Source organism: Chitinophagaceae bacterium (assembly GCA_030053935.1).
Classification (GTDB): domain Bacteria; phylum Bacteroidota; class Bacteroidia; order Cytophagales; family JASGCU01; genus JASGCU01.
This window is the reverse complement of the sequence record JASGCU010000076.1, coordinates 1-12235: the sequence shown is the minus strand read 5'-3', so window position 1 is coordinate 12235 and position 12235 is coordinate 1. Positions and strand designations below refer to the sequence as shown.

Annotated in this window: 10 protein-coding genes; 7 read left to right on the top strand and 3 right to left on the bottom strand. The window is 32.7% G+C overall.

Going from position 1 to position 12235, the window contains the following annotated elements; all coding sequences use genetic code 11:
• Positions 1–274 precede the first annotated feature (274 nt).
• The 3 genes from QM536_07765 to QM536_07755 are packed head-to-tail and all read right to left on the bottom strand — an operon-like array spanning position 275 to position 2815.
• Complete coding sequence (locus QM536_07765) at positions 275–925, bottom strand: hypothetical protein (protein MDI9356899.1); 651 nt, start codon at positions 923–925, stop codon at positions 275–277.
• Positions 926–948: 23 nt separating this feature from the next.
• Complete coding sequence (locus QM536_07760) at positions 949–2331, bottom strand: hypothetical protein (protein ID MDI9356898.1); 1383 nt, start codon at positions 2329–2331, stop codon at positions 949–951.
• A complete protein-coding gene (locus tag QM536_07755; GenBank protein ID MDI9356897.1) occupies positions 2321–2815 on the bottom strand; it encodes an RNA polymerase sigma factor in 495 nt (164 codons plus the stop codon). Before QM536_07755 ends, QM536_07760 begins: the two co-directional genes overlap by 11 nt.
• A gap of 443 nt (positions 2816–3258) precedes the next feature.
• On the opposite strand from QM536_07755, the gene QM536_07750 reads away from it, so the two are divergent.
• The 7 genes from QM536_07750 to QM536_07720 all read left to right on the top strand — a co-directional run bounded on the left by QM536_07750 (position 3259) and on the right by QM536_07720 (position 12211).
• On the top strand, positions 3259–3804 hold the full coding sequence (locus QM536_07750; GenBank protein ID MDI9356896.1) for a hypothetical protein: 546 nt from the start codon (positions 3259–3261) through the stop codon (positions 3802–3804).
• 117 nt (positions 3805–3921) lie between these two features.
• Complete coding sequence (locus QM536_07745) at positions 3922–4659, top strand: DUF1080 domain-containing protein (protein ID MDI9356895.1); 738 nt, start codon at positions 3922–3924, stop codon at positions 4657–4659.
• A 19-nt stretch (positions 4660–4678) separates the two neighbouring features.
• On the top strand, positions 4679–5260 hold the full coding sequence (gene lpcA / locus QM536_07740; protein ID MDI9356894.1) for a D-sedoheptulose 7-phosphate isomerase: 582 nt from the start codon (positions 4679–4681) through the stop codon (positions 5258–5260).
• A 3-nt stretch (positions 5261–5263) separates the two neighbouring features.
• Positions 5264–6802 carry a YifB family Mg chelatase-like AAA ATPase gene (locus QM536_07735; protein ID MDI9356893.1) on the top strand — a complete coding sequence of 513 codons (1539 nt, stop codon included), beginning with the start codon at positions 5264–5266 and terminating at the stop codon, positions 6800–6802.
• 162 nt (positions 6803–6964) lie between these two features.
• A complete protein-coding gene (locus tag QM536_07730; protein ID MDI9356892.1) occupies positions 6965–7873 on the top strand; it encodes an Rpn family recombination-promoting nuclease/putative transposase in 909 nt (302 codons plus the stop codon).
• Positions 7874–7897: 24 nt separating this feature from the next.
• On the top strand, positions 7898–9697 hold the full coding sequence (locus tag QM536_07725) for a Na+:solute symporter (GenBank protein ID MDI9356891.1): 1800 nt from the start codon (positions 7898–7900) through the stop codon (positions 9695–9697).
• Between the two features lie 558 nt (positions 9698–10255).
• Positions 10256–12211 carry a KUP/HAK/KT family potassium transporter gene (locus QM536_07720; protein ID MDI9356890.1) on the top strand — a complete coding sequence of 652 codons (1956 nt, stop codon included), beginning with the start codon at positions 10256–10258 and terminating at the stop codon, positions 12209–12211.
• Positions 12212–12235 lie beyond the last annotated feature (24 nt).

The following is a 12235-nucleotide window of genomic DNA, read 5'->3' as shown; positions in this document are numbered from 1 at the left end:
CCTCATATTTTTGAATTCATTTTCAAAAAGGAGACATTATTTGGCAAATAATTAAGATCTTTTGGTAAATGATGTCCCTTTTTTACTTATCAGAGTATAAAAAAAGCCCACGTTTTATAACGTTGGCATGATTTTTTAAATTGGAAGTATATAAAAACACTGTACCAAAGCCGAAAGGGGTAACAAAAAAAACTTCTTTCAAGATTTTCATCTCAAAAGAAGTTTTGTATTGCTTGTTTGTAGGTTATAAAAGAGAGAATTTTCTTTTCACATCTTAGTGAAACTTTCCAAAAAATATGCCAAAATTATAGGACATACTGTTAAATGCTGTTTTTGAAAAAAAAGTTTCATCAACTCCTGTAACTAGTCTATACCCTACTCCTGCATTGAGGCGGATATATTTATGAATATTCAGTTGGACATCTACTTGAGGAGTAAAAACAAAAACTCTATCCCTATAATCAAGAGAACTTACCGCAGCAGGGTGGTGCCCTCCGTCTGTTCTGTCATTACCATTAGTAGATACGCTTCCGCTTCCAAACTTTCCGCTTACTATAAAATGCAGGAGCCAGTTTGGTTTTATTATTACTCCTGTGTAAAGTCCTCCGTGAGATAACCTATAGTTTTGTGAAATTCCATTTATCTCTTTGCTGACATTTCCCAAAGAATTTAGTCCGTATCCGCCAAAGAAAAATACTCTATTTATTAATGCTGCACCCGCTCCTCCTACAGAAGCAACAACATTCCCATCAAGAGATGATACTTCAATAATAGGTGCTCCAAATCCTCCCCAACTGGTATGAGACAGTTTATATCCTCCAAAGAGGGTGCTTGGGTATTTGTTAACCTTTACGGAATCTACTGTTTGGGCTGATGATAAAAATCCCATATGCAAAAAAACTACTATTACTATTCTTTTTTTCATATATTTTTTAATTATTACTTTATTTATTTAACTATATTTATTGATGTTTTTAATCCAAATGTTTGTATATTATAATTATTGTGCTGTAATGGAGTTTCATAATACGCCGTTAGATTCCAATTGATTCGGCTCAGAAATCTATTGGAGCTTGTATTTTTTTTGGATATTCCCACTTCTATCCGAAAAGTGGTGGCAAGGTAATCAAAAGCAGTGTTATTTATTTCTTGATTAGATGTTTCTATGTTCCCAAGTCTTTCAGTATCCTCACTATCATCCATAGGATTTGTTTTTTTAGAAGGTATGTATTTAGTGATTGCAAATGTAGATTTTTGTGATAGATTGCAGATAATATTTATCCCTGCTATGGTTCTCAAAGAATACTTTTCTGTAAGTGGTAGATGATAGCCAAGAGAGATGGGGAATTGAAGTGTTTGATAACTGATATCTAATCTATCGGGAATACTAATTTGATTGTTTGATTCATCAAAATAGGTATCGTATCTTTTTTTAATTGCAAAACGGTTGTCATATTTGATTTGGATGGTATTATAAAGAATTTCTGTGTTCAAGAACATAAAAGGATGAAACCACATCATATATTTTATTCCCGCCCCTCCTCCTAGACCACTTCCATCGTCATTGGTTATGCTACCATTTGCCACCGCTGATAATCCAAACTCGTGGGTTACTCCTCTTGCAAAATTTTGTTTTCGGACCACGAATAGATCCTTAAAGTCTTGCAAGGAATATTTTTTATTCTCCTTTTGTTCTATCTTTTTAGGAAGAGGAATATTTTTTTGTGTGATAATATGTATTTGATAGAGAGGCGTTGTTTCTACTGTAAATGGTTTATGGGGTATCAAATCTAATGTTCTGTCTTTATTATTTTGTGGTTTTTCAATAGATATTTCTTCTATTTTTTTTTCTTCTTTTCTGTTTTCTTCGGCAGTATATGGGTTGGGTTGGTTATTTTGGAGAGTGTTTTTGGGGATAATATTTTTTTCTTGGGGAGAGGAGTACCTTATGGGAATGGGATTTTTCTGCACATCTGTGTTATTATGTTGTGAAATTTGTGTTTCCGCATGTGTTATAGGATTATTTGTTTCCATAATAGGTTTTTGTGTTGTTATGGAATGAGGAGCATCTGTTTGCAATAATTTCTTGTCTTCTGCGGCTAATATTTGATTTTCATTTTGGAGAGAGAAGTATTGATAGGTAAGTACTCCTACAGAAATGAGAAGAAGCGCATTCGCAGCAATAGAAGCGATGAACATTTTTTTACTCATAAAGAGTTTTGATGCATTAGCTCGCAAAGCAAATTGTTCCCATCCTGATTCTACAGGTGTGGTATCTTCGTATTGAAGTAATTTCTCTTTTATAATGTCGTCTATTTTGTTATTTTCCATTATGTGTTATTTTTTTTTTTGTTTTTTCTGAAAGTAAGTGCATAAGTTTTCCTCTTGCCGCAGATAAATTAGATTTAGAGGTTCCCTCGCTTATTTGAAGCATATCCGCAATTTCATTGTGTTTATAGCCCTCTACTGCATATAAAACAAATACCGTTCTATAACTATGGGGTAATTTTTGAACACAATCCATTATATCTTCTTCGGCGAGCTGTGAAAATATATCGGGATTTACAGATTCATTTATATAAAGAATATTTTCTGTTACGTGTTCTTTATGTTTTTTATTTTTTCTATACTCATCTATAGCTGTAAAAACAACTATTTTTCTTAGCCAAGGTCTAAAAGGTTGGCTTGTATCAAAATTTTTTATATTTTGAAAGACCTTTAGAAAGGCATCATTGGTTATTTCCATCGCAGAATCTCTATTGTGGCAGTATCTCATCGCAATACTCATCGCATAATTAAAAAATAACTCATACAATTTTTTTTGTTGTGCGGGTTTATTTTTTTGACAGCCCTCTATTATCTCTATTTCTGTGTTTGTTCTAATGCTTAAAATAATGGTATTTGTTTAAAGTGAAACATATATACTTATTCGTTAAAAAAAACATATTGGTTGGGTAGGGGTATGTTTTTTTTGAATATTTTCAAAAAAGAGAGCATGTATCTATTATGCGAATATTTTGATTATTTGAGTCCTCCCCGAAAAATAGTTTTTACAGAAATACTGATAATCAAATCATGATAAATGTATCACAATGATTTTTCGAAGTAGATTCATAGATTAAAGAGTTATTATCTATTTTTAAGCAATAAAAAAAAGTTATTTGTGTGGTTCCTTGTTCATTTAAATAAAAATATTATATTGTATAATTTTAATTTTTATTATAATAGTTATTTAGATAGTGGTTATAAGGTAAAACAATGAAGTTAGTATTTTTTTTAAATATAGTATTTTTTTTTAGTTTGAATGTATATATATATGGGCAATCGACGAAGCAAGAGGATATTCTTAGTAGATTTGACGAGTTTGTTGGTTTATGGGACGATGAGGCAAAAAAACTGTCACAGTATGCGGGACTATCAGATTATTGTATGATTCCCTCGTATAAAGAGGATATAATTGAGATTTTAAATGGTATACATCATTATGATAGTATTATTTATAGAAATTTAAAGCAAAAAGAAAAGAATGAATCTTCACATGAGCTTCGGGTTTCTATAAAACAAATAGAGGATTTTGAAGGGAATTATAAACCAAAAATGTTTTTGAAAAAACTCAACAGTGAATGTGCTATGAGAAGAACTTTGGAATCAGAATATAAAAAAGGAATAGATAATGATTTAGGCGAGCAATCGTATGACGAAATGGTAGTGATAGTAGAATCGGATTTACGAAAGTATATCAGACATATTACAAAATTAGTAGATCATATAAAAAAACATTCTCATCATCTATTGCCCGAATAAGTGCCATTTTAGAATAATGTTTTGAATTTTTGAGAGTTTTTTTATCGTTTTGATTTTTAATAATAAACAGATACAGATTATAGACAATATATTTTAGGCAATGCTTCAGATACAACAATGAAATCAATATTATTCGTTATTACATTTTATGTTATTATTATGGGAGATACATATTCTCAAGAATTAAAAGACCCTACAGTGACGGAAATTTGGGAACCTGTGGTAAGAAAAATAGATCCGGGTAAACAATATGGAGATGTTCCATCAGATGCTCTCGTTCTTTTTAATGGGAAAAATTTAGATGTATGGGAATCTGTTAAAGGAGGAAAAGCACTTTGGGATATTTCTCAAGGGGCAATGTTAGTGAAACCTGGAACTGGAGATATTCGTACCAAACAATCTTTTGGAAGTGCGCAGCTCCATATAGAATGGAAATCTCCATCGGGGATAAAAGGAGAAGGGCAAGGAAGAGGAAATAGTGGTATATTTTTACAAGAAAGGTATGAAGTTCAGGTATTAGATAGTTATGAAAGTAAGACGTATTCTAATGGACAAGCGGGGTCTATTTATAAACAATACCCGCCCTTAGTAAATGCTACCAAATCACCCGGAGAATGGCAGACCTACGATATTATTTTTAAAGCACCTGTTTTTAACGAAAGAGGAGAGGTAACCCACCCTGCAACAGTAACAGTCCTTCATAACGGGGTACTTATTCAAAACAATGTAACACTATGGGGAGGAACAGAATACAGAGGGCTTCCCACTTATAGAGCACATGGAAAAGCTCCCATTATTCTACAAGATCATGGTGATTTAGTAGAATATAAAAATATTTGGATAAGAGAATTGTAATATTTCTTATTATGAAAAAATGAAAGATATTATATACAAAGAATTGAAAGAAGCAGAGCAATTATTACAATTATTTCTTTCATATAATGATAACATAGAAAAAATAGAAAAAGCATCTGTGATTATGTCTGAATCTATTTCGATGGGTAAAAAGATAATATCTTGTGGCAATGGAGGATCTCATTGTGATGCTATGCATTTTGCAGAAGAACTCACGGGACGTTATCGGGAAAATAGAAAGTCCCTTCCCGCAATAGCTATTTCTGATCCCGCATATATTACATGTGCAGGAAATGATTTTGGGTATGAATATATTTATTCCCGATTTTTAGAAGGTATTGGACAAGAAGGAGACGTTTTATTAGGAATAAGTACCAGCGGGAATTCTAATAATATCGTAAAAGCAGTAGAAACAGCCTCTCAAAAAAAAATGAAAGTGATATTATTGACAGGAAGAGATGGAGGAATGCTTGCTCAAAAAGGTGATGTAGAAATCAGAGTGCCTCATTTTGCATATGCAGATAGAATACAAGAAATCCACATTAAAATAATTCATATTTTAATACTACTTATAGAAAAACAGTTGTACTATACCATATAAAAAATGCTTTCAAAAACTTATGGGAGTTCTGTTTATGGAGTGAATGCTTCTATAGTAACAATAGAAGTAAATGTAGGGCAGGGAGTGAAGTTTTACATAGTTGGATTACCAGATAATGCCGTAAAAGAAAGTCAGCAAAGAGTAGAGTCATCTATTAAACATTTCGGGTATAAAATGCCGCGAGAAAAGACAGTGGTGAATATGGCCCCCGCAGATGTAAAAAAAGAAGGAAGCGACTATGACCTTCCCATAGCTTTGGGAATACTACATGCTTCGGGACAAATTTTCACAGAAGAATTGGATAAATATATCATAATGGGAGAACTATCATTAGATGGGGTTTTACGTCCTATTAGTGGGGTACTTCCTATAGCTATAGAAGCAAGAAAGAGACACTTCAAGGGTTTTATCCTTCCAAAACAAAACGCATCCGAGGCTGCAATAGTAGATAATTTAGATGTCATAGGAGTGAATGATATAAGAGAAGCTATTCAATTTGTAGAAGGGGCTCTCTCTATAGAACCTGTTAAAAAAGATACTCGGACAATGTTTCAAGATAATCAAGAGAATTATTCTGAAGATTTTTCTCAGGTGCAAGGACAAGAAAACATAAAAAGATCCTTTGAAATAGCAGCAGCTGGTGGGCATAATGTAATAATGATAGGACCACCCGGAGCGGGGAAGACAATGCTCGCAAAACGCCTTCCATCTATACTTCCTCCACTTACTATATTAGAATCCTTAGAGACCACAAAAATACATTCTGTAGCAGGAAAATTAAACGAAAATACTTCTCTTATATCTCTCAGACCATTCCGCTCCCCTCATCATACCATATCCGATGTAGCCCTTGTAGGCGGTGGAGGAAATCCTAAACCAGGCGAAATATCTCTTGCAAATAATGGAGTGCTTTTTTTAGATGAACTCCCCGAATTTAAAAGAACTGTATTAGAAGTAATGAGACAACCCTTAGAAGAGAGAAAAATAATTATATCCCGAGCAAAGGTTTCTTTAGAATTCCCTGCCAATTTTATGCTTGTCGCAAGCATGAACCCTTGCCCATGCGGCTACTACAACCACCCTGAAAAAGAATGTGTTTGCCCACCAGGAGCCGTTCAAAGATACCTCAATAAAGTGAGTGGCCCCCTTTTAGATAGAATAGATTTACACGTAGAGGTTACCCCTGTGACTTTTGACGAAATGACCAACACAAGACGGAACGAAACCAGCGCAGAAATTAGAAAAAGAGTCATCAAAGCCCGAAACATGCAAACAAAAAGATTTTCTGATAGCCCACATATATTCAATAATGCAATGATGCCCGCACATATAGTAAAAGAAATATGTCAAATCAACGAAATAGGAAAAAACCTCTTAAAAAAAGCAATGGAAAGATTAGGATTATCAGCCCGGGCTTATGACAGAATCTTAAAAGTAAGCAGAACAATAGCAGACCTTGCAGAATCCGAAGAAATAAAAATAGAACATATAGCAGAAGCAATTCAATACAGAAGTTTAGACAGAGAAAACTGGGCAGGGTAACTTCAGAACCCTTCTCTCTCAATAATAAAATGTATATCTTGAGCACCTTAATAAGAAACTTTATAAACTATGAAAGTATTTATCAGCACTCTACCTCTCTGTTGCAATAGTTTTTTCCATTATACTCAATGGTTACGATAATTAAATATTCATTCATACAACATGGAACCAAAGAGATTAATTCGTTTTGATTGGGCAATGAAAACTCTCTTGAGAGATAAAGCCAATTTTGATATATTAGAGGGTTTTTTATCCGCCCTATTAGAAGATGATAACATAAAAATATTATCTTTATTAGAGAGCGAAACTAACCAAACTCATGAATTTGATAAATTTGTTCAGGTGGATTTATTGGTAGAAGATAGCGCACACCGAAAGATATATATTGAAATTCAAAACACCCGTGAGATAGATTTTTTAGAAAGTTTATTATACTCGTCCTCCAAAATAATCGTTGACCATCAAACATTAGGAGAAAACTTTTCGAATATTAGCAAAGTAATATCCATCAGTATTTTATATTTTAATTTAGGAGATGGCAGTGATTATTTATACAAAGGAATAACAGAATTTAAAGGACTTAATAATGGTGAACGATTAGTAATAAGGGAAAAAACAGAAATACCTGAAAGTCTATCTCTTAAATACAGTTTTAAAGACAAAGATATCTTTCCCGAATATTATTTAATAAATGTAGATAGATATAAAAATCAGATAAAAAAAAACATAGACGAGTGGATATATTTGTTTAAGAATAGCGAAGTAGCACAAGGATCCATTTCTAAAAATATAAGAAAAACAGAAAAGAAGCTCTTAGAAATGAATATGGGACGAGAGGAAAAGAAAAACTATGAGCGTTATTTACGATATGTTACAAGAGAAAAAAGCGGCATACGAACTGCGAGAATAGAAGGAAAAAAAGAAGGAAAAAAAGAAGGAAAAGCAGAAGAAAAAATAAAAGGAATTATAAAAGCTCTCAAAAGAGGAAAACTTACACTTACCGAAATAGCAGAGGACTTTGAAGTTTCTTTAGAATTTGTAATACAATTAAAAAAAGAAAATAATCTCTAAAAGAGAGGTAACGAAACAGTATTTATGGTACTTTCAGGATTAGATTGGTTTATAATAGCAATTTTTTTTGTTATAGTAGTAGGCATAGGTACTTACGGCGCTAGAACAGCAGGAAAAAATGCATCAGAGTTTTTTTTAGGAGGAAGAGAAATGCCTTGGTGGCTTTTAGGGGTATCTATGGTTGCTTGTACTTTTTCAGCAGATACGCCAAATTTAGTTACAGGAATGGTTAGAGAAGATGGTGTAGCAAAAAACTGGGCTTGGTGGGCTTTTCTCATCACAGGGATGATTACAGTTTTTATATATGCGAAACTTTGGAGACGTTCTCATGTTATGACTGATTTAGAATTCTATGAACTTCGCTACGGAGGAAAATACGCTTCTTTTTTACGTTGCTTCCGTTCACTTTATTTAGGCATTTTTTTTAATTGTCTTATTATGGGAACGGTCACCCTTGCCGCTATAAAAATAGGACAGATTATGTTAGGGATAGAAAACCCTGTTATTATAGTAATAGGGGCTTCTATAGGAGTAGTTATATACGCTACTTTAGGCGGACTCAAAGGTATTATTTGGGCAGATTTTTTTCAATATTCTGTAGCTATGTTAGGAGCGGTAGTTGCTGCAATTGCTGCTGTATGTGATCCTCGAGTGGGTGGAATAGAGAACCTCTTAGCACACCCAAATGTAGTCCATAAAATAAATATGATACCTTCTTTTGATGATCCAAAACAATTTATCCCCCTCCTCATTATTCCTATAGCAGTCCAATGGTGGTCTGTATGGTATCCTGGTGCAGAACCAGGGGGAGGTGGATATATTGCACAAAGAATGCTTGCCGCAAAAGATGAAAAAAATGCTATTGGAGCAACTCTTTTTTTTAATTTTGCTCATTACGCACTTCGTCCATGGCCATGGATAATAGTAGCACTTGCTTCTCTTATAATTTTTCCTGATTTGAACTCTATAAAACAAAGTTTTCCAAGTATATCTGACAATTATTTAGGGCATGATATTGCCTACCCAGCCATGCTTACCCTTTTAGAAAACGGGTGGCGAGGATTAGTCGTTGCCTCTATTATCGCAGCATATATGTCTACCATAGGAACCCACTTGAATTGGGGATCCTCTTATGTCGTACATGATTTTTATGCAAGATTTGTCAATAAAAATTCTACGGATAAACAACAGGTCTTTGTGGGCAGGATAACAACCATACTACTCATGGTCTTAGCAGCTTTTTTTTCTCTTACTCTATTAGAAAATGCTACTCAAGCATTTGATATACTCCTTTTATCAGGCGCAGGAACAGGATCTATTTATTTATTACGATGGTTTTGGTGGAGAATCAATGCATTAGTAGAAATTGTAGCAATGGTAGTAGCAACAGTACTATCATTTATATTGGTGCTGTGGCTTCCTGCAGAGTATTTAGAAAATACCTATTTAGATATATTTTCTACCCGATTAATAATTTCTCTCGTGAGTGTAACTACTGTATGGTTACTCGTCGCTTTTTTTACCAAACCAGAGTCAAAAGAAGTGTTATACAATTTTTATAAAAGAACACAACCCGGAGGACCCGGATGGAAAAAAATAATAGAACAGGCATCTCGTGAAGGTATTTCTCTGCAAAATGAAACAGATAAAGCATGGCAAATGCCACTCCAAATCTTACTCGTATTCTTAGGCTGTATAGCAATATACTCTTCTCTTTTTGGAATAGGTTTCTTGGTATATAGAAATATTCCATTGGGAATATTTCTTTTGATAGTTTCTTTTCTGTCCACCTATTTATTATTTAAAAACTTTCAAAAATTATAACCTATATTCGTACTTAATTTTATCTCTTATTGATTTCAATTATGAAGTTTTTGTATTTATTTGGTATTTGCAAGAGAAGTTTCTGCAAGAAAATTTATACAAAATGATCCACCTCAAAATACATTTCCACACACTTGTCACCTTGTAACTATTTGATTATCCATATCTTTTAAACCCAATATTTCTGTAAAAAGAATTTTGAGGAGGAGTATCAAATAACAAATATGACACAATTAAAAATGACACCATTTTATCTAAAAGCAAAGAAATAAAATAATGAATAATTTTAAAATAGAAAGTAATCTATACATTATAAGTAAATAACAAAAAAGAATGGTATGTATATTTTTTAAAACAACTTCTAAGGCAAAAACACCACATACATTTTGCGAAAACAAACTTATGTATGAGCAACAATTTTATAACTACCCTGCCATTATTCAAATCCAATATACTTGTTTTTAAAACCAAATGTGCTCAAAATCAATGAGAGAACACGTCTATTCATACTCATGTTAAAATGAAAATATACCAAAATAAAAATAATAATAACAAAACATGCAATCAAATAAAATCACAACAGGATCTGTATTAATAGCGTTTGGAATAATTTATGGAGATATTGGAACAAGCCCATTATATGCACTAAAAGCTGTGATTGGAACAAAACAAATCACCGAAGATTTAGTGTATGGTGGAGTTTCAGCAATTTTTTGGACACTCCTTATTCAAACTACTATCAAATACGTTTGGCTTACCCTGAAAGCAGACAATCAAGGAGAAGGAGGAATTTTTTCCTTGTACGCCCTCGTAAAAAAATACAATAAAAAACTCACTATATTTGCACTCATCGGAGCAACAGCTCTCTTAGCAGACGGAATACTAACCCCACCCATCTCTGTATCTTCCGCAATAGAAGGATTGGGAAACGTGGAAGGATTGAATACAATATTTGTACCCGGAAGCAAAATAACTATTGCAGTCATTATCATAATTTTATCTTTATTATTTGTATTCCAGCACTTCGGTACCCATACTATAGGAAAATACTTTGGGAAAATAATGTCTGTATGGTTTTCTATGCTTTTTATAGTAGGATTTTATAATATATTTCACCATATAGAGATACTAAAATCTTTAAATCCTTATTATGCCTATAAGTTATTAGTAGAATACCCTGGTGGTTTTTGGATTTTATCGGCTGTATTTTTATGTACTACCGGAGCAGAGGCATTATACTCAGACTTAGGGCATTGTGGTCTAAAAAATATTAGAATCAGCTGGTTTTTTGTAAAAATAAGCTTACTTACAAATTACCTAGGACAGGCAGCATGGCTCCTACACCAACCATCTCAATACTTAGACGGAAAAAATCCATTTTTTGGAATGACGCCAGAATGGTTTTTATTACCAAGCATTATTATCGCAACCTTAGCTGCAATAATAGCTTCACAAGCATTGATAAGCGGTTCTTTTAGCCTTATTAACGAAGCAATAAACTTAAACTTTTGGCCAAAAGTAGCAGTAAGCCAACCATCAGAAAGTAAAGGACAACTCTATATCCCGAGTATAAATAAACTATTATGGATTGGATGCGTAATAGTAGTTCTTTACTTTCAATCATCAGAAAACATGGAGGGAATATATGGGTTTTTTATCACCATTACTATGCTTATGACCACAGTATTACTTACATTTTTTTTGTTATACAAAAAAAAATGGAACAAAGTATTTGTTTATTCCATCATATCCATATTTTTTACTATAGAAATAACTTTCTTTATTTCAAATCTTATAAAACTAAAAGATAACTACATAATGCTATTTTGTGCTATCATCATTTTTGTAATAATGTACACATGGTGGTACGCAAAAAAAATAAATAATAAGTTAATTCATTTTGTTAAACTGAACGACCATCTCAAAATGATGTCTGAATTAGGAGCAGATTACAACATTCCAAAGTTCTCCACTCATCTTATTTATATTACAAAAGCAAACTTATTTTATGAAATAGAAGAAGAAATTATCCATTCTATATTTTCTAAAAAGCCAAAAAGAGCCGATGTGTATTGGTTCTTAAAAATATATAGAACGAACGAACCATACACTCTCAACTATACCGTAAAAAAACTCGTAAATGATACAGTTATCAAAGTAAATATCAATATAGGATTCAAAATACAACCGAGAACAGAACTCTATTTTAAAAAAGTCGTAAAAGACCTAGTAAAAAGTGAAGAACTCAAACTCAAAATCACTCCCGATGGTTCTACTAAATATAACCCAGAACCTGACTTTAAGTTTATAACTATAGAAAAGTTTCTATCCGTAGAAAATGAATTTAAATTGAAAGAAGATTTTTTCCTGAACATTTATTTTATGCTAAAAAAAATCAGCCAAAAGGATGAAGATACCTTTGGTCTAGACAAGGATGACTTGATAAAAGAATACAAACCTTTAATATACAGCCCTATAGAAAATATAACACTAACAAGGCATTACAATGACTAAGGCATTAGGTGGGTTCTAAAAATT

What these genes read in the sequence shown, in the direction of transcription:
- QM536_07765 (MDI9356899.1), bottom strand. Translation starts at nt 925, where the DNA reads ATGAAAAAAAGAATAGTAATAGTAGTTTTTTTGCATATGGGATTTTTA.
- QM536_07725 (MDI9356891.1), top strand. Translation starts at nt 7,898, where the DNA reads ATGGTACTTTCAGGATTAGATTGGTTTATAATAGCAATTTTTTTTGTT.
- QM536_07735 (MDI9356893.1), top strand. Translation starts at nt 5,264, where the DNA reads ATGCTTTCAAAAACTTATGGGAGTTCTGTTTATGGAGTGAATGCTTCT.
- QM536_07750 (MDI9356896.1), top strand. Translation starts at nt 3,259, where the DNA reads ATGAAGTTAGTATTTTTTTTAAATATAGTATTTTTTTTTAGTTTGAAT.
- lpcA (MDI9356894.1), top strand. Translation starts at nt 4,679, where the DNA reads ATGAAAGATATTATATACAAAGAATTGAAAGAAGCAGAGCAATTATTA.
- QM536_07720 (MDI9356890.1), top strand. Translation starts at nt 10,256, where the DNA reads ATGCAATCAAATAAAATCACAACAGGATCTGTATTAATAGCGTTTGGA.
- QM536_07760 (MDI9356898.1), bottom strand. Translation starts at nt 2,331, where the DNA reads ATGGAAAATAACAAAATAGACGACATTATAAAAGAGAAATTACTTCAA.
- QM536_07730 (MDI9356892.1), top strand. Translation starts at nt 6,965, where the DNA reads ATGGAACCAAAGAGATTAATTCGTTTTGATTGGGCAATGAAAACTCTC.
- QM536_07745 (MDI9356895.1), top strand. Translation starts at nt 3,922, where the DNA reads ATGAAATCAATATTATTCGTTATTACATTTTATGTTATTATTATGGGA.